The sequence below is a fragment of the Ruegeria sp. AB10 genome, from assembly GCF_056542745.1.
The window spans coordinates 307,743-330,646 of the sequence record NZ_JBQGAI010000002.1 but is presented as its reverse complement, the minus strand read 5'-3'; the positions used below and the strand labels follow the sequence as shown (position 1 = coordinate 330,646).

Below are 22,904 nucleotides of genomic sequence, written 5' to 3'. Positions count from 1 at the left end.
AGTCTTGAAAGTTGAGTATCATGTCGCTGACCCTCGCCATCGTGGGGCGCCCGAATGTGGGCAAATCCACCCTGTTCAACCGCCTTGTGGGCAAACGTCTGGCTCTGGTCGACGACCAGCCCGGCGTGACGCGTGACCTGCGCGAGGGCGAAGGGCGTCTGGGCGATCTGCGTTTTACCGTGATCGATACGGCGGGTCTTGAGGACGCAACCGATGACAGCCTGCAGGGCCGGATGCGCCGCCTGACCGAGCGTGCAGTAGACATGGCCGATGTCTGCCTGTTCATGATTGACGCGCGGGTGGGCCTGACCCCGACCGACGAGATGTTCGCCGAGATTCTGCGGAAACGCTCGAAACACGTGATTTTGGCAGCCAACAAAGCCGAGGGCAGCGCGGCGGATGCGGGTGTGCTTGAGGCCTATAACCTGGGCCTTGGTGAGCCGGTTCGCTTGTCGGGCGAGCATGGCGAGGGGATGACCGACCTCTATGCGCAGCTGATGCCTCTGGCTGATGCAGCAGCCGAAAAAGCCGAGGACAACGCCCCGGAAACCGATATCGAACTGGATGAGGATGGTGAGGGCGAAACGCCTTTGATCACCGCAGCCAAGCCGTTGCAGGTGGCGGTCGTTGGGCGCCCGAATGCAGGAAAGTCCACTCTGATCAACAAGATCATCGGTGAAGATCGTCTGCTGACCGGCCCCGAGGCCGGAATTACCCGCGATGCCATCAGCCTGCGGATCGACTGGGCGGATCCGGATGGCGAAAGCACCCCGATGCGGATTTTCGACACGGCGGGGATGCGCAAGAAGGCCAAGGTGCAAGAGAAGCTGGAAAAGCTCTCGGTCTCTGACGGTCTGCGTGCAGTGAAATTCGCCGAGGTTGTAGTGGTTCTGCTGGACGCCGCCATTCCGTTCGAACAGCAGGACCTGCGCATTGCCGATCTGGCGGAACGCGAAGGCCGCGCCGTGGTTGTCGCCGTGAACAAATGGGACATCGAAGAAGACAAGCAGGAAAAGCTGCGCGATCTGAAAGAGTCCTTTGAACGTCTGCTGCCACAACTGCGTGGCGCACCTCTGATCACTGTGTCGGCCAAGACCGGCCGTGGGCTGGAACGCCTGCGCGCCGCAATCCTGCGCGCCCATGACGTCTGGAACCGTCGCGTCCCCACCGCGGCGCTGAACCGCTGGCTGACCGCGATGCTGGAACAGCACCCGCCGCCAGCCCCGCAAGGCCGCCGGATCAAGCTGCGCTATATGACCCAGGCCAAGACCCGCCCCCCCGGGTTCGTGGTCATGTGCTCGTATCCCGACAAGATGCCGGACAGCTATACGCGCTATCTGGTCAACGGCCTGCGCGAGGATTTCGACATGCCGGGTACCCCGATCCGCCTGACGTTGCGCGGGCAGGGCGACAAGAACCCCTACAAGGGGCGGCGCAAGAAAAACGCGGGCGCTCTGGCCAAGCATCTCAAAGGTCGCGCGTAACTGCGCCAATTTTCAGCATTTTTGGCTGAGGGGCGTGACAGCCCGCCTGCCGCAGGCTAACATTCGCCTGCGCGCATGTGTTTCTGTGCGCGCTGCTTGAATAACAGAAAGATGCAAATAGTTTCGTTGTGATATTAACTTGGCCACTCGTGGGGACAGGCTGAATGAATTTGCGGGAATATACACGACAATATGCAGTGCAGGACAATCGGCTGGCCGCGCTGAGCTATTTTGGAACATTCGCGGTTTATTTCACGTCGCTGGCACTGGCCATCATGTATGTCGACCGTTGGTACATCATGATCCCCGCCGGGATCGTCTTCGCCTTTTCCGCCGTGCGGCTTTATGTGTTGCAGCATGATTGCGGCCACCATTCCCTGTTTGAAACGCGTGAACAGAATGAATGGGCCGGACATGGGCTTTCGCCTTTCACCTTTGCTCCGTTCGAGGTGATGAAGCAGAACCACAACCTGCACCACGCGGGCATCGGCAATCTGGAGCACCGGGAAACCGGTGAGATCCACACCATGACCCTGCGCGAATGGAATGCGGCGGACTGGAAAACCCGCATGTTCTATCGGCTTTACCGCAACCCGTTCGTCCTGGTCCCGGTTGGTGCGCTGTTCACCTATTTCATCCGCTATCGCTGGCCCAAGAACACAGTGCGGTTCGGGATCACGGGCGTGGTGCTGCACAACCTGTCCATCGTGGTGTTTCTGGGCCTGCTTTATTTGATTGCGGGCACGACGGGCATTCTGGTCTGGCTGGTGTTTTCGCTGTTGGGCGGAATGCTGGGTGTGTTCCTTGTCTACCTGCAGCACAATTTCGAGGACACCTATTGGGACCGCCGCCCGGACCTGGACCCGCAACTGGCGGCGCTGCAGGGATCGTCCGCGTTGGATTTCGGCTGGTGGTTCGACAATGCGGTCGCGTGCATTACCTTGCACGACATCCATCACTTCAACGCGCGCATTCCGTCTTACCGGTTGCGGGCGTGTCACTATAACCTGCCGCCCGAATACACGCCGCGCCGGATCAAATTCCCCGAAGCGGTGGCGGCGCTGAACCTCAAACTCTGGGACGAGGACGCCAAGCGCCTCGTGCCATTTCCGAAAAAGGACACGACCGGTACGCTGGCACACAGCAGTTGACACCTTGAGACGGCTTTGACCGTCCATCGGCCTGCTGTTGTGTATAGGTAGCGTGCATATGGTTGTGCACAGGCAGAAAGAAAGGATTCGTAATGACCGCAGTGACCGACGTTAAGGGTGTAGGTGAGGCGCTGGGACAAGCGCTGGTCGCCAAGGGCTTCAAAACCGCCGAAGCCATCGCAAAAGCAAAGCCCGAAGATCTGGTCAAAGTGTCCGGAATTGGTGCTGCCCGTGCGCCGGTGCTGATCGCCGCAGCGAAACAGGCCATTGCGGCCAAGCCGGCTGTGAAACCTACGACCAGAAAGCCCGCTGCTGCCAGAACCTCAACACGAAGTGCCACGGCCCGCAAACCTGCCGCGCGCAGACCCGCAGCCCGCAAAACGGTCGCCGCCGCAGCAGCCGAAAAGCGCGCCGAGGAAGCCGCGCGCAAGGCGGCCGAGGAAAAAGCCGCAGCCGAGGCCGCCGAAGCAAAAGCCCGCAAGAAGGCCAAAGCAAAGGCCAAGGCCGAAAAGGCCGCCAAAAAGCTGCAAGAAATGGAAGCCGTGTTCTCGAAGGCCAAGGACAAGGTGAAGGCTAAGTCGAAAAAGGGCAAAAAGTCCAAGAAGGACGGCAAGAAAAAAGATCAGAAGAAAAAAGACGGCAAAAAGAAAGACAAGAGCAAAAGCAAAGACAAGAAGAAGGATAAGAAAAAGGCGAAGAAGTAAGCCCTCTCCGCCTTTTGGATTGTCGAACCGGTGCCGTTTGTGGCGCCGGTTTTTTAGGCCAGCGTGCCGTCCAGTTGCAGTGTCAGCTTGCCGCCCAGATAGGGGGCGAGAACCTCGGGCAGGGTGACGGTGCCGTCGGCGTTCTGGCCGTTTTCCAGCACAGCAATCAGGCAGCGCCCCACCGCCAGGCCCGAACCGTTCAGCGTGTGAACATATTCCGGTTTGCCACCGCCTTCGGGACGGAAGCGCGCGTTCATGCGGCGGGCCTGAAAGTCTCCGCAGGTCGAGACCGAGCTGATCTCACGGTACGTATCCTGACCGGGCAGCCATGCCTCGATGTCAAAGGTCCTGCGCGCGCCAAAGCCCATGTCGCCAGTGCACAGGATCACGGTGCGATAGGGGATGCCCAGCTTTTCCAGAATACCCTCGGCACAGCGGAGCATGCGCTTTTGTTCGTCGTCGGACTTGTCCGGATGCGTGACCGAGACCATCTCGACTTTCTCGAACTGGTGCTGGCGCAGCATCCCGCGGGTGTCCTTGCCCGCGCTGCCAGCCTCGGACCGGAAGCAAAGCGAATGCGCGGTGTAGCGGCGGGGCAAGTAGCTTTCCTCGATCATCGTGTCGTTGACGATATTGGTCAGCGAAACCTCAGAGGTCGGGATCAGCCACCAGCCCTCGCGGGTCTGATAGCTGTCTTCGCCGAATTTCGGCAGCTGGCCGGTGCCCTGCATCATCTCGGACAGAACCAGAACCGGGCCGTTCACCTCGGTCAGTTCATTCTCGTTGATATGTGTGTCCAGCATGAACTGCGCCAGCGCGCGGTGGATGCGTGCGACACCACCGGACAGCAGCACAAAACGCGAGCCGGAGAGTTTGGCGGCGGTTTCAAAATCCATACCGTTCTGAACGGCTTCGATCTCGAAATGCTCTTTGGGTGCGAAATCCAGTTCGCGCGGCGTGCCCCAGCGGTTGATCTCGACATTGTCGTTCTCATCTGCGCCTGCGGGGACATCCTCGGCGGGCAGGTTGGCGATGCGGATCAACTGGTCGATCAGCAGGGCGTCCAGATCCTTGGCTTCGGTCTGCATGCGCGAAACCTCGGCCTTTTTCTCGGCGACCAGTGCGCGCAGGCGTTCGAACTCGGCCTCATCGCCGCGCCCTTTGGCAGCGCCGACCTCTTTGCTGGCCTTGTTCTGTTCGGCCTGCGCGGTTTCTGCGGCCAGAATCTTGGCGCGGCGGCTTTCGTCCAGCCTCAGCAAATCTGACGACACCGGCGCGTCCCCACGGCGCGCAAGAGCGGCGTCGAAGGCGGCTGGGTTTTCGCGAATGGCGCGGATGTCGTGCATGGTTCAGATCCTTAAATGCGTGAATCACTGAAACCGCTTATGCACCATCTGAAAGGCAGGGTGTAGCACCGGTTACGACTTATCCGCGCCCTCGTGCGATTCATGCGCCAGGTGGCCATCCCATTCCTCTGCCGGGATTTTCGGCTCGGGCGGATCGGCCATGTAAGAGGGTGTCATGATCTGCACATTGTTCTCATTGAACACGGCCACGATGTTGCGATGCAGGTCCGAGCGGATTTTCGGGATGCTGCTACCGCGCGTGGTATAGCCGTTGATCTGATAGTTGATCGCGTAATCCGCCAGAGCGGTCCACAAAATAAAGGGTTCCGGCTTGGCCTTGATCCCCTTGGTCCGATGGGCGGCCTCGATCAGCATCGCTTCGACCTTTTCGGGCGGTTCTTCATACCCAATGCCGACGGTGGTGTGCAGCAGCAGACCGCTGCCGTCGGTTTTCTTCGAGAAATTCACCACGTCCGAATTCATCAACTGTGCGTTCGGGATCGAGATCAACTCGTTCTTGATCGACTTCAGATGTGTCTCCATCAACTTGATCTGCACCACGTCGCCAACGTGATCCCCGATCTGGATACGGTCCCCGATCGAGGTCGAGCGGCGGTAAATCACGAACAGCCCCGCCAGCATGTTCGACACGACCGAGTTCGCACCCAGCGACAGCATCGCACCCACCAGAATGGTCAGCCCCTGAAACGCGGCCGAATCCGACCCCGGAATGTAAGGCACCGCAAAGACCAGCGCGATCATGATGACGACGACGCGGGCGATATTGAAGGTGGGGTTGATCCAGTGTTTTTCAAAATCACCAAGATCGAACGAGCCCGCCTCGACCGCGTCAAAGAACACCCGCATCCCCTTGATGATATACAACGTCACCCAGGTGATCAGCGCCAGCATGATCAAGTTGGGGATATAGCTGATGATCCCCTTGAAAATCAGCAGGACCGGTTCAGTCAGGTAGGTCAGAAGCAGCTGCGCGAAATAGCGGGTTTCGGCAAAGGCCAGCAGGACGAAGGACAGGTAGTAGTAGAAGCCCAGAAAGAAGATTACCAGCAGGATGAAATTCAGGCCGTACCGGACCAGTGCGGCAATCGCCTCGGCCTGAACGCTTTTGGCTGTGGCGGTTTCCACGTCCTTGAGGTGGCGTTTGACGAATTTCAGCGTGCGCCGCCTGATCCGGCGGTGCAGCCACAGGATCGCCACGATGAACACGACAAATCCAACCGTCCAGGCCGCAGCTTCGATGGCACCGGACACGCGCGCCTGTTCGGTTCGGTTGGCGCGGTAGGCAATGATGGCCTCTTTGATGGCGTCGCCGTGCAGGAAGGTGAGAACGTCCAGCTCCATCTGGTCCAGTTCGGCGTCGGCCACTGTGACGATCGAAATGATGCTGCCGTCGGCCCGGATACGCGTTCCCAGATCGGTTTCTTCAAAGGTGATTTCGACGTCCGGAGACTCGGATGCTTCGGCAACCTCGATGATGCTGTTTTGCACGCGCTCCGCCCGCTCCGAGGCCGGAAGGGCGCTGGAGCCGCGCAAAAAGAACAGTGTGTCGCCATCGACGATAACTGGGGCCTTGAAAACCTCGGTGTCGCTTATCTCGGGGTCTGGTGGTTCAGCCGGTGCGTCCTGTGCCGCGATGGGTGTGGACAAAAGGACGATGACAACAGTCGCAAGCAACAGATGCAGCAACAACTGGAAGGGTTTGAAGTTTCTTGTCATTCGGCCTCCTTACCCTTGACTATATCCATGTCGACCGGCGTTCCTAGGACATATCTGCAACGCTTGGGAACATCCTTTGCACCGGCTGTGCCGAACCGAAACATTCCGGTGCCGCCTTTGCTTGCAAACGGCGGGTTCAAGGCATAGGTTCTCGCCAAATTTGCGGAGCCCTTCCGCATCTCCAAACCAAAAGGAATATCCCATGGAAGGTGGCGCAATCGCCCAGTTTCTCCCGCTGATCCTGATCTTTGCGATCATGTATTTCCTGCTGATCCGTCCGCAGCAGAAGAAGATGAAGGAACATCAGGCCATGGTCGAGGCCGTGCGCCGGGGCGATCAGGTGGTCACCCAGGGTGGTCTGATCGGCAAGGTGTCGAAGGTCAAGGAAGGCGAGAACGAGATCGAAGTCGAGCTGGCCGAGAACGTCAAGGTTCGCGTGGTCAAGTCGACCATCGCTCAGGTTCTGAACAAGACCGAACCGGCGAAGTAATTTCGCGCGACAATCCCTTGAAAAGGCAGGGTAATGCTGCAAATTGATACCTGGAAGCGGGTTCTGATCTGGCTGGTTTGCGTGACCGGTCTGCTGATGGCCCTGCCGAATGCGTTCTACACGCGCGTCGAGCAATCCAACGATGCCAAGGCCGCGATCGAGCTTGGCATCGACACCCCCGAAATGCAGGCGCAAGCGGCGCAGTGGCCGAACTGGCTGCCGTCGTCGCTGGTCAATCTTGGCCTCGACCTGCGCGGCGGGGCGCATCTGCTGGCCGAAGTGAAGGTCGAAGATGTCTACGAATCCCGGATGGAGGCGATGTGGCCGGAAATCCGCGACGCCCTGCGGGATGAGCGCGCAACGGTGGGCACGATCCGAAAACAGGAATCGGCCCCGGATGAGATTCGCGTTCGCATCAGCCAGCCCGAGGGCATGCCCCGCGCGTTGGAAGTCGTGCGTGGTCTGGCCCGTCAGGTACAGACGCTGACCGGCGTTGGTGCTACCGATATCGAAGCCCGTGCCGAGGGTGACACCATCGTCGTGCAACTGTCAGAGGCTGAGAAGCTGGCCTCGGACGACCGCACCGTACGTCAGGCGCTGGAAATCATCCGTCGCCGGATTGACGAGGTCGGTACCCGCGAGCCCACAATTCAGCGTCAGGGCGCGGATCGTATTCTGATTCAGGTGCCGGGCATCGGCAGCGCCGGTGAGCTGAAGGATATAATCGGCACCACCGCGCAGCTGACTTTCAACCCGGTTGTGGGGCGCGGCACCGATCCGGATGCCGTTCCGGGCATCGGGCAAGAAGTGGTTCCATCGATTGACGAAAGTGGCGTGTACTACATCATCGAATCCGCACCGGTCGTAACTGGTGAGGAACTGGTGGATGCGCAGCCTTCCTTCGACCAAAACGGCCGCCCGGCGGTCAGCTTCCGGTTCAACACGTCCGGCGCACGTAAGTTTGGCGACTACACCCGCGACAACATCGGTGCACCCTTCGCCATCGTGCTGGATGACGAGGTGATCTCGGCCCCGGTGATCCAAAGCCACATCCCGGGTGGGTCAGGCATCATCACCGGCAACTTCACTGTCGAGGAAAGCACCAATCTGGCCGTGTTGCTGCGCGCCGGTGCGCTGCCTGCCGGGTTGGAGTTCCTGGAAGAACGCACCATCGGCCCCGAGTTGGGGCAGGACAGTATCGACGCGGGTAAAACCGCGACCATCGTGGCCTTTGTTGCGGTGCTCAGCTTCATGGCGCTCAGCTATGGTCTGTTCGGCGTGTTTGCCAATATCGCGCTGATCATCAACGTGGGGCTGATCTTTGGCCTGCTGTCGCTGATCGGGGCCACGCTGACCCTGCCGGGTATTGCAGGCATCGTTCTGACGGTGGGTATGGCGGTGGACGCCAACGTGCTGATCTTTGAACGTATCCGCGAGGAACTGAAATCCGCCAGAGGCCCGGCGCGTGCGATCGAGCTGGGTTATGAAAAGGCGCTGTCGGCCATTGTCGACGCCAACGTGACCACCTTCATCACCGCCGTTATCCTGTTTGCCATGGGCAGCGGACCGGTGCGCGGTTTCGCGATTACGCTGGGTCTGGGTATTCTGACCTCGGCCTTCACTGCGATCTTCGTCACGCGCCTGTTTGTCGTGATGTGGTTCGAACGCCGCCGTCCGAAAACGATCGAGGTTTGACATGAGACTGAAACTCGTACCCCAGAACACCTCGTTCGATTTCTTCAGCCGCTGGAAGGTTTGGCTGGGCATCTCGGCCCTGATGATGGTTGTGGCGTTTACGTCCTTCATGCTGCAGGGGCTGAACTTTGGCATCGACTTCCGCGGCGGGACCACGATCCGGACCCAATCCACGCAAGAGATCGACATCGGCGCCTATCGTGACGCCATCGCGCCGTTGGAACTGGGTGATGTGACGATCACCGAGATTTTCGACCCGACCTTCGGCGCGGACGAAAATGTCGCCATGATCCGCATTCAGGCGCAGGCTGATGCCGAGGCGGTCTCGGCCGCCACGGTCAGCGCGGTAGAAGAGGCGCTAAAGGTTGCCGCGCCGGATATCGAATTTGTCTCGGTCGAATCCGTCGGCCCCAAAGTGTCGGGCGAGTTGATCCAGACCGCCGTGATTGCGGTGATGCTCGCCATCGGGGCGGTGCTGGTCTACATCTGGCTGCGCTTCGAATGGCAGTTTGCGCTGGGGGCCGTCGCTGCTTTGGTGCATGACGTGATCCTGACCATCGGCATCTTCTCAGAGCTGCAAATCCGGTTCGATCTGGCCATCATCGCGGCGCTTCTGACCATCGTGGGTTATTCGCTGAACGATACCGTGGTCGTGTTCGACCGGGTGCGCGAGAACCTGCGAAAGTACAAGAAGAAGGACCTGAAAGAGGTTCTGAACATCTCGATCAACGAAACGCTCAGCCGGACGGTGATGACCTCGGTTACCACGCTGTTGGCGCTGATCTCGCTTTACGTGCTGGGCGGCGACGTGATCCGCGGCTTTGTCTTCGCGATGATCTGGGGTGTGATCGTTGGGACCTATTCGTCGGTCTTCGTGGCCTCGACCATCCTGCTGTGGCTGGGGGTCAAGCGCGACTGGTCCAAACCGTCGAATACGGCGGGCAATCAGTTTGCCAACATCGACGCCTGAGATATTCGGCCAGTCCCCAACGGGGCTGGCCGTTATCGTTTTTGCGGCCTTTCTTGGCGGCATTGTGCGCGGGTTTTCCGGGTTCGGAACTGCGCTGATCTTTCTTCCCATTGCTACGCCGTTCCTTGGCCCGTTCGGAGCCCTGATCGGCCTGACCATCATGGATATATTCGGGCCGCTGCCGAACCTGCGCCGGGCCTGGCGTGTCGTGGACCGGGGTGATCTGGTGCGACTGGCGGCCGGATGCGCGCTGTTGTTGCCGGTGGGGTTGTGGGTGCTGACGCGGGTTGAACCCGAAGTGTTCCGCTATGCGGTCAGCTTTCTGGCGCTCTTCATGCTGGCCGTGTTGATTCTCGGGCTGCGGTATCACGGGCGGGTAGGTCGCGCGATGGTCACTGGCATCGGTGGCGCTGCCGGGTTTCTGGGCGGCGTGGCGGGCTTGCCCGGTCCGGCGGTGATCCTTTTCTACATGTCGCGGCCCTTACCGGTTGAGGTGATCCGCGCGACGATCCTGCTGTTCCTGTTCGTGTTCGATTTCCTCATCCTTGGGTACCTGACCGGCATGGGACGGGTCACGTGGCCCGCTGTGGCCTTGGGGCTGATGCTGTCGGTGCCGAACCTTCTGGGCAATTGGCTGGGAGGCTGGCTGTTTCGACCCGAATACGAACGGCTTTACCGCGCCGCTGCCTATTTGGCGATTGCGGTTGCGGCCTTGTCGGGCCTGCCGCTTTGGGGCTAGAAGGTGCCCATGCGCCTGAATGAGATATCCTATAACAACGCAGTTCCGATCGATGGCTACGGCCCCGGCTTCTTTCGCATTGGCGGGCAGGTCTACAATGGGGCTGTTTTGACAGGTCCCGCCGGAACCTCGGACTGGGGCGGATACACCGACGATGCGCCGCTGTTGGCGTTGTCCGAGGCGGTGGACGTTCTGTTCATCGGCACCGGAGAGGCGCTGACGCATATCCCATCCGAGCTGCGTACGGCGCTTGAGGATGCGGGAGTTGGGGTGGAGATCATGAACTCCCCTGCGGCGTGCCGCACTTACAATGTGCTGTTGTCCGAAGGCCGCCGTGTTGCGCTGGCGCTATTGCCGGTCTGACCCAGTCGCAGAGCCTGCGGCAAATCTTGCCTTTTGCCTCTGTCAGCAATCGGATAAGCGGAACCCATGACACTGACTGTGACCGATCTGGCCATCGCCCGTGGCGGCGTTCCCGTCCTAGAAGGGCTGAGCTTTGCGCTGCCACCCGGCAAGGCGCTGATCCTGCGCGGGCCGAACGGCATCGGCAAGACGACGCTGCTACGCACGCTGGCGGGGTTACAGCCGCCGCTGACCGGACAGATTGAAGGGGCCGAGGATCAGATCGCCTATGCCTCGCATTCCGATGGGCTGAAGCCGACGTTGACCGTCGTGGAAAACCTGACTTTCTGGGCCTCGGTCTTTGGCACGAATGGTATCCAGTCCGCGCTGGACGCCTTTGCGCTGAACGAGCTGTCGGACCGTCATGCAGGCAACCTGTCGGCAGGGCAGAAACGGCGGCTGGGTCTGGCGCGGATGCTGGTGACCGGGCGGCCGATCTGGATGCTGGACGAACCCACCGTATCGCTGGACCGTAATGCAGTGCAGATGTTCGCCGACGCTGTGCGTGCGCATCTAGGGCAGGGCGGGTCTGCGCTTATCGCCACCCATATCGACCTCGGCCTGGATGGCGAGGTTCTGGATGTCGGCCCCAATAAGGCAAAACCCAAACCCATCGACGATTTCGACGGAGGCTTCCTGTGATCGCTCTTTTGCTGCGTGACCTGAAACTGGCCCTCCGCGCGGGCGGGGGCTTTGGCCTTGGTCTGGCATTCTTTCTGATCGTGACCGTTCTGGTGCCGTTTTCGGTGGGGCCGCAATCTTCGCTGTTGTCCACTATCGCGCCAGGCATCCTGTGGCTGGGCGCGCTGCTGGCCTGCCTGTTGTCGCTGGACCGCCTGCTGGCGCTGGATTGGGAAGACGGCTCGCTGGACCTGCTGGCCACTGCGCCGCTGCCGCTTGAGTCAGTGGTTTCGATCAAGGCGCTGGCTCATTGGCTGACCACCGGTCTGCCGCTGGTGCTGGCCGCGCCGTTTCTGGGCGTGCTGCTGAACCTGCCGGTGCCGGGGTTCTTCTGGCTGGTGATTTCCCTGCTGATCGGCACCCCGGCGATGAGTGTCATCGGCACCTTTGGCGCAGCCCTGACGGTGGGTCTGAAACGCGGCGGGCTGCTGTTGTCGCTGCTGGTCCTGCCGCTTTACGTGCCGACGCTGATCTTTGGGGCAGAAGTCGCGCGCCGTGGCGCCACGGGGATGGAGACACAGACGCCCCTGCTGATGCTGGCGGGGATCACGGCGGCCACGATTGCCCTGCTGCCCTTTGCCAGCGCAGCTGTTCTGCGCATCAACCTTCGGTGACGCGTTCAAACTTTGACCAATGTCAATTGAGAACGCACCCGACTCGGACTAGATAAGGCCCATGTCTATCGCAGCCAAAGCCAACGCCCTCTGGGAATACGCCAACCCACGCAAGTTCCTTGCCACCAGCGAACGGGTGATGCCGTTTTTCTGGGTGACCTCGCTTGCGTGTATCGTTGTCGGACTGGTCTGGGGGTTCTTCTTCACGCCGGACGATTACAAGCAGGGTTCGACCGTCAAGATCATCTATCTGCATGTGCCAGCGGCGCTGATGGCGATCAATTGCTGGCTGATGATGCTGGCGACCTCGCTGGTCTGGCTTGTACGGCGGCACCATGTCAGCGCGCTGGCTGCCCGTGCTGCGGCACCCATTGGCATCGTCATGACGCTGATCGCCTTGGCGACCGGGGCGATCTGGGGGCAGCCGATGTGGGGCACTTGGTGGGCCTGGGATCCGCGCCTGACCTCGTTCCTGATCCTGTTTTTGTTCTACCTGGGCTACGTCGCCCTGTGGGAGGCAATCGAAGACCCCGATACGGCGGCTGATCTGACCTCGGTCCTGTGCCTTGTGGGCTCGGTCTTTGCGCTGCTCAGCCGCTATGCGGTGAACTTCTGGAACCAGGGCCTGCATCAGGGCGCATCGGTGATGCGTGCGGCGGCCGTAACCGGGGCGGATACCGAAGAGAAGGTCAGCAACATCTACTTCTATCCGCTGCTGCTGTGCATCATCGGGTTTGTGCTGCTGTTCATCGCGCTGGTTCTGTATCGCACCGGAACGGAAATCCGGGCGCGGCGGATCAAGGCGCTGCAGGCACGGGAAAGGGTAAACGGATGATCCCTGATCTTGGAAAATATGCCGATACGGTGCTGTGGTCCTATGCGGCCTCGATTGCGCTGCTGGTGGTGCTGGTCGTGTTCAGCATCGCGCGCGGGCGCAAGGTCCGGGCCGAGATGGAAAAGGTCGAACAAAGGATGACGCGCAATGGCTAAGATCTCGCCCCTGATGCTGGCGCCGCCGCTGATCTTTGGCGCGTTTGCCGTCGCGGCCTTGGTGCAGTTGAAGGATGGCTCGGACGACACGTTGCCGTCGGCCCGTCAGGGCCAGCCCGCACCGCCGGTCGTTCTGACCGAGTTTCCGGGCAAGACGATGTTCGACGATGCGACCCTGCGCGATGGCGAGGTCAAGCTGGTCAACTACTGGGCCAGTTGGTGTGCCCCCTGCCGCGCTGAACATCCGAATCTCGAGGCGCTGGCAGAGGAAGGCATCCCGGTCTACGGCATCAACTACAAGGATCCCTTGGGCAACGCCGAGACGTTCCTGACCGATCTGGGCGACCCGTACTCGGCCATCGGACGGGATGAACAGGGACGCATGGCGCTGGACTGGGGTCTGTATGGTGTGCCCGAAACCTATGTGATCGATGGTGAGGGCACGATCATCCTCCGGTTTGCCGGGCCGATCACCGAACGCGTGATCGAAAGCACCATCCGGCCTGCGCTGGAGAAAGCAGGCCAGTAGATTTAACCGTTGCCAAGCGGAGCGTGCCTGCGGCACGCGCTTGATTTCTGGTTGGCCCTAAGGATTGATATGAGCAGTTCAAAAGCCCCGGCACATTGGCCGGGGCTTTGTTGTTTTTAATCAGCTTTTGCCAGGTTCCGCAGCACGTATTGCAGCACGCCGCCATTTTCGATGTACTCGATTTCGGGCGCGGTATCGATGCGACACTTGAGGAGGATGGTTCTCTCGGCGCCGTCGGCATAGGTGATGGTGCAGGGCACCTCTTGCAGCGGCTCAACCGAGTCCAGCCCGTGGATCGAGACGGTCTCATCGCCGTTCAACCCCAGCGTCTTGCGGTTGTCGTTGCCGGTGAATTCGAACGGGATGACGCCCATACCAACAAGGTTCGAGCGGTGGATGCGCTCAAAGCTTTCGGCGATCACCGCTTTGACGCCCAGTAGCGCGGTGCCCTTGGCCGCCCAGTCGCGGGATGATCCCGCGCCATATTGCTCACCCCCGAACACCACCAGCGGCGTGCCCTGCGCCTGATAGGCCATCGACGCGTCATAGATCGAGGTCTGCTGGCCGTCCGGCCCCTTGGTATAGCCCCCCTCGACGCCGTCCAGCATCTCGTTCTTGATGCGGATATTGGCGAAGGTGCCGCGCATCATGACCTCGTGGTTGCCCCGGCGCGAGCCATACGAGTTGAACTCACGCGGTTGCACCTGCCGGTCGGTCAGATACTTGCCCGCAGGTGTGGTCGTCGCAAAGGACCCAGCGGGCGAGATGTGGTCGGTGGTGACCATATCACCCAGAATGGCCAGAACCTTGGCGCCTTCGATATTCGAGATCGTGCCCGGCTGCGGCCCCATGCCCTGAAAATAGGGCGGGTTCTGGATATAGGTCGAGTTCGGGGGCCAGTCATAGGTCTCGGCGTCGGTGGTCTCAACCGCTTGCCATTTCTCGTCGCCTTTGAAGACATCGGCATATTTCGACTGGAAGGCGTCGCGGGTAACGGTTTGTTGCACCAGATCGGCGATTTCGCTTTGGGTCGGCCAGATATCCTTCATGAAGACGTCGTTGCCGTCCTTGTCCTGCCCGATCGGTTCCGAGGTCAGGTCGATATCCATGGTGCCCGCCAGCGCGTAGACGACCACCAGCGGCGGTGAAGCCAAATAGTTGGCGCGCACGTCGGGCGAAATCCGCCCCTCGAAGTTGCGGTTGCCGGAAAGAACCGAGGTGGCGACCAGATCGCCCTCGGCAATGGCTTCGCTGATCTCTTTCTGAAGCGGGCCCGAGTTGCCGATGCAGGTGGTGCAGCCATAACCCACAAGGTTGAACCCGATGGCGTCCAGATGCTGTTGCAGACCGGCGGCCTCAAGGTATTCCGACACGACCTGCGAACCGGGCGCCAGCGAGGTTTTAACCCAGGGCTGGCGGTTCAGGCCCAGCTCATGCGCCTTTTTCGCCACCAGACCGGCACCGATCATCACGTAAGGATTCGACGTATTGGTGCAGGAGGTGATCGAGGCGATCACGACCTTGCCCGACTCCATCGCGTAGTTTTCGCCTTTGACCAAGACCTCCTTGCCCATCGGGCGCTTGAACGTCTTCTCCATCTCGTTCAGGAAAGCCGCCTTGGCATCGGTCAGCGCCACATAATCCTGCGGGCGTTTCGGGCCCGAGATCGCCGGAACGATGGTGCCCATGTCCAGCGTCAGTGTGTCGGTGTAGATTGGGGCGTAATTCTCGTCGCGCCAGAAACCGTTCTCTTTGGCATAGGCTTCGACCAGCGCCAGACGGTCCTCGTCGCGTCCGGTATTGCGCATATACCGCAGGGTCTCGCTGTCGATGGGGAAGAAGCCACAGGTCGCGCCGTATTCCGGCGCCATGTTGGCGATGGTCGCGCGGTCGGCCAGCGGCAGGCGGTCCAGACCTTCGCCGTAGAATTCGACAAACTTGCCGACCACGCCCTTTTCGCGCAGCATCTCGACAACTTTCAGCACAAGGTCCGTGCCGGTGGTGCCTTCGACCATCGCACCCGTCAGTTCAAAGCCGACAACTTCGGGTATCAGCATCGAGATCGGCTGACCCAGCATCGCGGCCTCGGCCTCAATCCCGCCGACGCCCCATCCCAGAACGGCCATGCCGTTGACCATGGTGGTGTGGCTGTCGGTGCCGACCAGCGTGTCGGGATAAGCGACCTCTTCACCGCTTTGGTCGGTGTCAGTCCAGACGGTTTGGGCCAAGTATTCCAGGTTCACCTGATGACAGATACCGGTGCCGGGGGGCACAACGCGGAAGTTGTTGAAGGCCGACTGACCCCATTTCAGGAACTGATAGCGTTCCATGTTGCGTTCATACTCGCGGTCCACATTTATCTGGAACGCGCGCGGGTTGCCGAATTCGTCGATCATGACCGAGTGGTCGATGACCAGATCCACCGGGTTCAGCGGGTTGATCTTTTGCGCGTCGCCACCCAGCCCCCTGATCCCGTCCCGCATTGCGGCCAGATCGACCACGGCGGGCACGCCGGTAAAGTCCTGCATCAGTACGCGGGCAGGACGATAGGCAATCTCACGCGGGTTCTTGCCGCCATTGGCCCCCCATTCACCAAAGGCCCTGATGTCATCGACCGAGACGGAAAAGCCGTCATCCTCGAACCGCAGCATGTTTTCCAACACCACTTTCAACGCGGCAGGGAGTTTCGAAAAATCGCCCAGACCGGCCTCTTGCGCGGCGGGAATCGAATAATAGGAAATGGATTTGCCATTCACGTTCAGGCTGCGGCGTGTCTTGGCGGTATCCTGTCCGACTTTAATGGGCATGTGTTGGCTCCCTCTCAAATGACTTGGGTAACGGGGTTTGCTAACAGCAATCTTTATCACGTTTCGTCAGGGTTCAAGGACCAAGACGCGCAAAGACGGTCTGGTTCTGCCTCTTCCAACATCCTTGGGTGTAGGGTGGTTTCAAGAAACCTTGATTGGAGGGTGAGGTCCAAAGGGTTTAAACCATTCAGGTATCTTATCGGTCACAGACAGAAAAGTTATCAGCCCGAGGTCACACATGCTCAGATCCGCCGTCATTGCCACTGCGCTTTCTCTCGCTCTTGCCGCGCCGGCAGCGGCTGAAAACGATCCCGTCGTGGTTGAGCTGTTTACGTCGCAGGGCTGTTCGTCCTGTCCGCCGGCTGATCGGCTGATGCATGATCTGGCCAAACGCGATGATGTGATCGGCCTGGCCCTGCATGTGGATTATTGGGATTACATCGGATGGGAAGACGAATACGCCAATCCGGACCATACCCAACGGCAGCGCGCCTATGCACGTCAGGGCGGGCGATCAATGATCTACACGCCACAGATGGTGGTTAACGGTCAGCAGGACGTGGTCGGCGCGCAATCGCGCGAATTGGAGCGCCTGATCAACGCGCATCTGACGGCCGCGCCCGAGGCCGAAGTTGCGGCAACCCGGTCGGGCAATGAGGTAACCGTCGAAGTCACCCCGGTCGAGTTGCCCGAAGGTCAGGCCTATGACGTGCGGGTGGTGCAGTATTCACCGATGCGCCACGCCTCGATCCGGCGGGGAGAGTTGGCCGGGCACGAGTTGGATTACGCGAATGTCGTGGACTCGTGGCAGGTGGCAGGGCAGTGGGATGGGGGCGCGCCGCAACGGTTTTCCGCCATGCTGACCTCAGACCTGCCAGCGGTTGTTCTGGTGCAGAGGGTCGGGCACGGCCCGATCGTTGCCGCCGCCAGAGTCAGGTGATCAGGGCATGTCCTCGGGCTGCACACCCAGCCCGTTCCAGGCCTTCCAGCGCCGGTGAATCCAGAACCACTGGCCCATATGCTGCCGGACCACGGCCTCGAGATCATCATTGGTGAACTGGGTCATGGTCTTGGGATCGGTATGCGGAACCGGATCGTGCAGCACGATCTCAAAATCAATGCCGTTTGGCTGGCGGATGGCGTAGCAGGGGATCAACTCGGCCTTGTATTTCATTGCCAGTTCGGCGTTCAGAACTGACGTGACCGCCGGTTTGCCGAAGAAAGTCAGCTCTTCCCCGCCATGGGCGTGAAGGTCCGAGACGATAGCGATGATGCCGCCCTTCTTGAGCGAGCGCACCATTTCAACCATGCCACGGCGCCCCTGTTCGAACATGGGTGCACCGGTTTTGTAAAACGCTTCCACGTATGCGTCGTTGAAATACGGGTTTGCCATGCGGCGATACAGGCAGCCGATTGGCTGTCCACTGCGGGCCTGAAGGGCAATCCGCGCGGCCAGGTAATGGCCGAAATGCGCCGTGATCATCATCACCGGGCGCCCTTCGGCCACGGCTGTGTCAAAGGCGGCAATGCCGGGGCCGGAAATCTTGGCCGTGCTTTGACGTTTGGTGAACCCTTCGGGCGAGAAATGCTCCATGATCGCGCGGCCCGCGTTGTCGGGGACGGCCCGACAGATGCGCTTCACCTCGGCATCCGGCAGATCAGGGCAGGTCAGTTTCAGGTTCCGGCGCACCCGCTCGGTAAACCCAACCAGAGGGGCAAGACCCCGCACGATGGCCCCCATCGTTGCAATGCGCCGCTCATACGGCAGCAGTCGCATCGCGCTGATCACACCTTTCATCAACAGACCGGTGACATAGTATTTTCTAAGCGCCCCGCGGCTTAGTTCCGACTTTTCGACGGGCATAATCTGGTCTCACCGGCTGTTGCGATTTGCCGGCCAGACATACAAGGCACATTCCCCGACCACAAGCGTTCCAGCGGATTGGGCCAAGCGCCTAGTCTTCATTTTCTTCTTCAATCAGCATTATCGTCCCTTCATCCACAAGGGCGCGGATGGCGCCCACGATCTGTGTCATCGCCTCTTCGGCGTCGGATTGTTTGACCTTGCCGCGTTCCGACATCTCTTCGCGCAGGTTGTCTGCCATCCGCGTTGACATATTTGACAACATGAATTCGGCCGCAGTTTTGTCGTCATCCGCCACGGCACCCGCCAGTGCTGTGACCAGATCGGCCTGGTCCACACCGCGCAGAATCGCAGGCACGTCGCGGGGCAAAATTCGGGCCGGGATATGCGCAAAGGTAAAGATCGAGCGGCGCACGACGCTGGCGAAATCCGAATCCTCTTCGTCCAGCGCGGTCAGCAGCCCGTCGCGGGTGGATGCTGCCGATTGGTTCAGGATTGCGCCAACCCGCGCCCCGGGACCATCGGCAAAAGCCTGAGACGGGCGCTGATCCAATTGCGCCGCCAGCGACCAGCCGATCCGCTCAACCGCTTCGGGGGTGACATTTGCGGTCTTGGAAATCGCATAGGTGATCCGCCGCGCAATAGGGCCGGGCAGGTGACCCAGTAACTGCGCAGCCTTCGCGGTCTCTAACTTGGACAGCATCACGGCGGCAATCTCGGTGCTTTCCGCCTGAGCCATCGCAGCGAGATCCTCGGTGGGAATTTCGCGCAGGCGCTGCCACGGATCACCGATCTGGCGCACTCCGGCCACCTTGCGCAGTCGCGCCGCCGTGGCCGAACCGATCTTGCCATCCACCGCATCCAGTGCCCCCGCCAGACCATGCGGGAAGGACAGGCCGACGCCGTCCAGAGCCTCGGCAAATTCCTGCGCCACTGCATCCAGCGTGATGCGGTCGACAAGACCCATCTGACCCAACTGATGAGTCAGCTTTTCCTGCAAATCATCGGGAAGCTCTTCCAGCGGGATATCGGCGCCTTCGTTTAGCAAAAGCCGGACGACAATGGCGGCCTTCTGCCGGTTGCTGAGGGCGCGGGGAACGACGCGGGGCGCGTCGTCCTTCTGATCGGCCACCGGAGCCGCGCCCGGTGCCACCTGTACCAAACTGTTCGTGTCCTGCATCTGCCTGCGGTGCCAAAGTTCTGTTCCACAGGCAGAGTACGGAGAGTCGGGTAAAGAAAGACTGAAGCTCAGTAGTTAAAGGTCAGCCCGGTGCGGATCGCTTCGCGCAGGGACGCCTCGGCCCAGGTGCCTTCACCGCCACGTGCCTTGATCTCGCGCCATTGCTCGATCGCCAGATCGGTTTTCCCTTCGGTCACGAAACCCTGACCCATATAGCTGCGGGCAAGGATGTTGTCGGGATTGGCCTCGATGGCGTTGGTGTAGAAGAGGTTCGCCAGTTCAAGCTCGCCCAGCTTGCGGTAGGTAAAGCCCCAATAGGTGAGCACGCGATCATCGTCCTGATCCATTATGCGCAGAATATCCTGCGCGTTTTCGAATTGGCCGTCATAAGCCAGCTCGCGCACGGCGTCGTACAGCTCATCTTGTGTAAAGTTGGTCTTGTTCGGTTTGACACAGCGCCCCGCATCTTTGTCATAGACACGGCCGAACAGGCATTTCCTTGTCGTGTTGGTGGGCTTCGGTGGGGTGGTGGCACCGCCACCGCCGGCCGCATATAGGGCCGGTGCGAAGGCAAAGGCCTGAAGGGCAATAGCTGAAACTAATACGAGGCGCATTTTCCTACTCCGTTCTCTGGGCTGCTCTGATCAAGCATAGCGTGATCTGATAAAAAGCTAACAATCGGCTGCTCGCTTTTATTCACAGGTAGGAAAGAAGTTTTTCAACTATTGGCGCTTTTCGCGCAGGTTTGGCTTTCAGAGTCCCAATATGTACCCGGTGCGCAGGACTGGGTTTGTTTGGAGTGCCCGCTGCAGGCCACAGCCACGGATGCGGAACACGCAAGGGCCAATGCGCAGAGAAGAGTGCGGATCATGCTGTTTCTCCTGTTCGGAAATACCCGCCCACCATAGCCGATTTTGCCCGTTTTGGCAAAAGAACAGGGCCCGGATCGCGTTGCGCAACCCGGGCCCTTTTGAACCGTTTGATCGGTCTGGATTTATTCGCCAAAGACGCGGGCGAAGATCGTGTCGACATGCTTGGTGTGATAGCCGAGGTCGAATTTTTCCTCGATCTCTTCGGGGCTCAGCGCGGCGGTGACGTCGGCATCTGCCAGCAGTTCCTCTTTGAAATCGGTGCGGTGTTCCCAAACCTTCAGCGCGTTGCGCTGAACCATGGCATAGGCATCTTCGCGGCTGACACCGGCTTGGGTCAGCGCCAGCAGAACACGCTGGCTCATCACCAGACCGGGGAACTTGTTCATGTTCTCGAGCATATTCTCGGGGAAGATCAGCATCTTGTCGATCACGCCGGTCAGCCGGGCCAGTGCGAAATCCAAGGTGATCGTGGCGTCCGGGCCGATCATGCGTTCGACCGAGGAGTGCGAAATATCACGCTCGTGCCACAGCGCCACGTTTTCCATCGCCGGGATCACCGCTGCGCGCACCATGCGCGCCAGACCGGTCAGGTTCTCGGTCAGCACCGGGTTTTTCTTGTGCGGCATGGCCGAGGAGCCTTTTTGACCCATCGAGAAGAACTCCGCCCCTTCCAGCACCTCGGTCCGCTGCATGTGGCGGATTTCGATGGCGACGTTTTCGATACTGCTGGCGATGACGCCCAGCGTGGCAAAGAACGCGGCGTGGCGGTCGCGGGGGATGACCTGCGTGCTGATCGGCTCGGGCACCAGACCCAGCTTGTCGCAGACGTGTTCTTCGACCGCCGGATCGATATTGGCGAAGGTACCGACCGCGCCGCTGATCGCGCCGGTGGCGATCTCGGCACGGGCATCGCGCATACGGGACAGGTTGCGGTCCATCTCGGCGTAGAAGCGGGCAAAGGTCAGGCCCATGGTGGTTGGCTCGGCGTGGATGCCGTGGCTGCGGCCGATGCGGACGGTGTTCTTGTGTTCAATCGCGCGGCGCTTGAGGGCAGCCAGCAGACCTTCGAGATCGGCGATCAGCAGGTCGGCGGCACGGGTGAGCTGCACGTTGAAACAGGTGTCCAGCACGTCCGAGCTGGTCATGCCCTGATGGACGAAACGCGCTTCTTCGCTGCCGACATGTTCGGCCAGGTGGGTCAGGAAGGCGATGACGTCGTGTTTGGTGACGGCCTCGATCTCATCAATACGCGCCACGTCGAATTCCACGTCCTTGGCTTTCCATACCGCCTCGGCATTTTCGCGCGGGATCACGCCCAGATCGGCCATGGCGTCGCAGGCATGGGCCTCGATCTCATACCAGATGCGGAACTTGGACTCGGGTGACCAGATGGCGACCATGTCGGGGCGGGAATAACGTGGGATCATTGGCAGCTGCACCTTATCGTGATTTGGCAGGAGGCGATGCCGCGGGGTTTAAACCCGAGCCGCCAAAGGAACAAGATGCGAGTGTGCAGATGAGACGGTTTGCCCTGATTTTAACCCTCTGACCCCATGTTTTGGCCGCCAAAGAGGTCCGCTATCTGACCGGAGATGTGATTCAGGTGCTTTGATCGGATCAGCGGGGCAAGAACATCCGCATATTTCCCGGGACACCGTGGGTTTCCCAACGTTTTTGAGAGGCTGGACAAATCCCGCCCGTAGCGGGCAATCTGAGGCCACAGAAATCATCAGGTTATTGAGATATGCGTATTTTATCTGGTTCGACCCTGGCTGCCTGCGCCGCGCTGTGGCTTGGGGCGGTGGCTCCGGCTTCGGCGGACACTCCGGTTACCTATACCGATGCGGGACGCGCGCTGTTCAGCTTTGCCGTACCCGACTTCTGGGCTGTGCGCACTGGCGGCCCGCGTGAGATTGAGGACACCGAATTGGGCGATCCACGTGCTGTTGCGCGCGTCATGGGGCTTCGGCCCGTGACCGATGACAATGTCTGGATGGGGTTTGTCTCTCCGGCGGGGGTCGCCTCGATCGAGGGCGGTCTGCGGTATTTGGAGGATATCGACAAGTTTCTGGCCAAGGACCCGACGGTGACCAGCACCTCCGACACCCGGATCGGCGGGTTGCCGGCGCGTGTGATCCGGGGCACCGGAACCCGCGACGGGAGTGGTATCAACTTCACCGCCACCGTGATCGACCTGCCAAGAGACCGCGTGGCCGTGATTGTCGCGATCCTGCGCGACGGTGCTGATCCGGCCTATGTCGACGTTCTGAACGACGTTTTCGCGTCGTTCCGGGCCCTGCAGTAAGGAGAGGCGCCGATGACCACCAAATCGATCAAACGTCTGTTTCTTGCGTTGGGCCTTGGGGCTGCGAGTTTTTCCCTGTCGGCCTGTGATGGTGTCACGGTCGGGGTCGGGTATGGCTATGACCCGTTTTATGACTCGATGCTGTGGAACGACTATTACCACGATGTCGATGTGGATATTGATGTCGATAGACCGGTGCGGCCGAACCCGCCGAACGGAAGGCCTCCGGTACGACCGACACCGCCGATCGCCAAACCTCCGGCGCGGCCAAGCCCGCCTGTGGCGCGTCCGCCCGTGGCCAGACCGCCGATTCACCGCCCTGCCGGGCGCCCGCGCCGATAGCG

The 22,904-nt window shown here is 60.4% G+C and carries 23 protein-coding genes; 16 read left to right on the top strand and 7 right to left on the bottom strand.

Going from position 1 to position 22,904, the window contains the following annotated elements:
- Nucleotides 1–20: 20 nt before the first annotated feature.
- From der to ACR0NT_RS06600, 3 genes are all read left to right on the top strand, one after another.
- Nucleotides 21–1,484, top strand: coding sequence for a ribosome biogenesis GTPase Der (gene der / locus ACR0NT_RS06610; RefSeq protein ID WP_170671961.1), 1,464 nt, complete (start codon nucleotides 21–23; stop codon nucleotides 1,482–1,484).
- A gap of 164 nt (nucleotides 1,485–1,648) precedes the next feature.
- Nucleotides 1,649–2,635, top strand: coding sequence for a fatty acid desaturase (locus ACR0NT_RS06605; RefSeq protein ID WP_170443275.1), 987 nt, complete (start codon nucleotides 1,649–1,651; stop codon nucleotides 2,633–2,635).
- A gap of 92 nt (nucleotides 2,636–2,727) precedes the next feature.
- Entirely contained in the window at nucleotides 2,728–3,339 is a 612-nt protein-coding gene (locus tag ACR0NT_RS06600) for a helix-hairpin-helix domain-containing protein (protein ID WP_170443277.1), read from the top strand.
- Nucleotides 3,340–3,392: 53 nt separating this feature from the next.
- Here ACR0NT_RS06600 and serS read toward each other — a convergent pair whose 3' ends face one another.
- Nucleotides 3,393–4,685 (bottom strand): serine--tRNA ligase, encoded by a 1,293-nt coding sequence (serS, locus tag ACR0NT_RS06595; RefSeq protein ID WP_170443279.1) that lies wholly within the window; start codon nucleotides 4,683–4,685, stop codon nucleotides 3,393–3,395.
- A 72-nt stretch (nucleotides 4,686–4,757) separates the two neighbouring features.
- Entirely contained in the window at nucleotides 4,758–6,422 is a 1,665-nt protein-coding gene (locus ACR0NT_RS06590) for a mechanosensitive ion channel domain-containing protein (RefSeq protein WP_170671959.1), read from the bottom strand.
- A 202-nt stretch (nucleotides 6,423–6,624) separates the two neighbouring features.
- On the opposite strand from ACR0NT_RS06590, the gene yajC reads away from it, so the two are divergent.
- The 10 genes from yajC (at nucleotide 6,625) to ACR0NT_RS06540 (ending at nucleotide 13,532) form a co-directional block, all read left to right on the top strand.
- The gene (yajC, locus tag ACR0NT_RS06585) at nucleotides 6,625–6,912 is read left to right on the top strand and encodes a preprotein translocase subunit YajC (protein ID WP_170325331.1); all 288 of its coding nucleotides are present in this window, start codon (nucleotides 6,625–6,627) and stop codon (nucleotides 6,910–6,912) included.
- Nucleotides 6,913–6,945: 33 nt separating this feature from the next.
- The gene (gene secD, locus ACR0NT_RS06580) at nucleotides 6,946–8,607 is read left to right on the top strand and encodes a protein translocase subunit SecD (RefSeq protein WP_170671957.1); all 1,662 of its coding nucleotides are present in this window, start codon (nucleotides 6,946–6,948) and stop codon (nucleotides 8,605–8,607) included.
- Nucleotide 8,608: 1 nt separating this feature from the next.
- Nucleotides 8,609–9,577 (top strand): protein translocase subunit SecF, encoded by a 969-nt coding sequence (gene secF, locus ACR0NT_RS06575; RefSeq protein ID WP_170443285.1) that lies wholly within the window; start codon nucleotides 8,609–8,611, stop codon nucleotides 9,575–9,577.
- On the top strand, nucleotides 9,558–10,316 hold the full coding sequence (locus ACR0NT_RS06570) for a sulfite exporter TauE/SafE family protein (protein WP_170443287.1): 759 nt from the start codon (nucleotides 9,558–9,560) through the stop codon (nucleotides 10,314–10,316). Before secF ends, ACR0NT_RS06570 begins: the two co-directional genes overlap by 20 nt.
- Before the next feature lie 9 nt (nucleotides 10,317–10,325).
- Complete coding sequence (locus tag ACR0NT_RS06565; RefSeq protein WP_170671955.1) at nucleotides 10,326–10,679, top strand: Mth938-like domain-containing protein; 354 nt, start codon at nucleotides 10,326–10,328, stop codon at nucleotides 10,677–10,679.
- A gap of 66 nt (nucleotides 10,680–10,745) precedes the next feature.
- Nucleotides 10,746–11,360 carry a heme ABC exporter ATP-binding protein CcmA gene (ccmA, locus tag ACR0NT_RS06560; RefSeq protein WP_170671953.1) on the top strand — a complete coding sequence of 205 codons (615 nt, stop codon included), beginning with the start codon at nucleotides 10,746–10,748 and terminating at the stop codon, nucleotides 11,358–11,360.
- Nucleotides 11,357–12,013, top strand: a complete 657-nt coding sequence (gene ccmB, locus ACR0NT_RS06555) for a heme exporter protein CcmB (protein ID WP_170443293.1) — start codon at nucleotides 11,357–11,359, stop codon at nucleotides 12,011–12,013. The genes ccmA and ccmB overlap by 4 nt, the downstream gene beginning before the upstream one ends.
- A 61-nt stretch (nucleotides 12,014–12,074) precedes the next feature.
- Nucleotides 12,075–12,848 (top strand): heme ABC transporter permease, encoded by a 774-nt coding sequence (locus tag ACR0NT_RS06550; RefSeq protein ID WP_170443295.1) that lies wholly within the window; start codon nucleotides 12,075–12,077, stop codon nucleotides 12,846–12,848.
- Nucleotides 12,845–13,003 carry a heme exporter protein CcmD gene (gene ccmD, locus ACR0NT_RS06545; protein ID WP_170443297.1) on the top strand — a complete coding sequence of 53 codons (159 nt, stop codon included), beginning with the start codon at nucleotides 12,845–12,847 and terminating at the stop codon, nucleotides 13,001–13,003. The genes ACR0NT_RS06550 and ccmD overlap by 4 nt, the downstream gene beginning before the upstream one ends.
- On the top strand, nucleotides 12,996–13,532 hold the full coding sequence (locus tag ACR0NT_RS06540; protein WP_170671951.1) for a DsbE family thiol:disulfide interchange protein: 537 nt from the start codon (nucleotides 12,996–12,998) through the stop codon (nucleotides 13,530–13,532). Before ccmD ends, ACR0NT_RS06540 begins: the two co-directional genes overlap by 8 nt.
- A 116-nt stretch (nucleotides 13,533–13,648) precedes the next feature.
- Here ACR0NT_RS06540 and acnA read toward each other — a convergent pair whose 3' ends face one another.
- Complete coding sequence (acnA, locus tag ACR0NT_RS06535) at nucleotides 13,649–16,339, bottom strand: aconitate hydratase AcnA (protein ID WP_170671949.1); 2,691 nt, start codon at nucleotides 16,337–16,339, stop codon at nucleotides 13,649–13,651.
- Between the two features lie 238 nt (nucleotides 16,340–16,577).
- On the opposite strand from acnA, the gene ACR0NT_RS06530 reads away from it, so the two are divergent.
- Complete coding sequence (locus ACR0NT_RS06530) at nucleotides 16,578–17,279, top strand: DUF1223 domain-containing protein (protein WP_170671947.1); 702 nt, start codon at nucleotides 16,578–16,580, stop codon at nucleotides 17,277–17,279.
- On the opposite strand, the gene ACR0NT_RS06525 is transcribed toward ACR0NT_RS06530, so the two are convergent.
- The 4 genes from ACR0NT_RS06525 to purB all read right to left on the bottom strand — a co-directional run bounded on the left by ACR0NT_RS06525 (nucleotide 17,280) and on the right by purB (nucleotide 21,682).
- Nucleotides 17,280–18,203 carry a lysophospholipid acyltransferase family protein gene (locus ACR0NT_RS06525; protein ID WP_170443305.1) on the bottom strand — a complete coding sequence of 308 codons (924 nt, stop codon included), beginning with the start codon at nucleotides 18,201–18,203 and terminating at the stop codon, nucleotides 17,280–17,282. It lies immediately after the preceding gene.
- 91 nt (nucleotides 18,204–18,294) lie between these two features.
- The gene (locus ACR0NT_RS06520; RefSeq protein ID WP_170671945.1) at nucleotides 18,295–19,383 is read right to left on the bottom strand and encodes a FliG C-terminal domain-containing protein; all 1,089 of its coding nucleotides are present in this window, start codon (nucleotides 19,381–19,383) and stop codon (nucleotides 18,295–18,297) included.
- Between the two features lie 68 nt (nucleotides 19,384–19,451).
- Complete coding sequence (locus ACR0NT_RS06515; protein ID WP_170443309.1) at nucleotides 19,452–19,997, bottom strand: hypothetical protein; 546 nt, start codon at nucleotides 19,995–19,997, stop codon at nucleotides 19,452–19,454.
- A 380-nt stretch (nucleotides 19,998–20,377) separates the two neighbouring features.
- Nucleotides 20,378–21,682 (bottom strand): adenylosuccinate lyase, encoded by a 1,305-nt coding sequence (purB, locus tag ACR0NT_RS06510; protein ID WP_170671943.1) that lies wholly within the window; start codon nucleotides 21,680–21,682, stop codon nucleotides 20,378–20,380.
- Between the two features lie 317 nt (nucleotides 21,683–21,999).
- Between purB and ACR0NT_RS06505 the strand changes: the two genes are divergently transcribed.
- Nucleotides 22,000–22,560, top strand: a complete 561-nt coding sequence (locus ACR0NT_RS06505; protein ID WP_170443313.1) for a hypothetical protein — start codon at nucleotides 22,000–22,002, stop codon at nucleotides 22,558–22,560.
- 12 nt (nucleotides 22,561–22,572) lie between these two features.
- Nucleotides 22,573–22,902: a hypothetical protein gene (locus ACR0NT_RS06500; protein WP_170443315.1), complete on the top strand. Its 330-nt coding sequence runs from the start codon at nucleotides 22,573–22,575 to the stop codon at nucleotides 22,900–22,902.
- The last annotated feature ends 2 nt before the right edge of the window (nucleotides 22,903–22,904 follow it).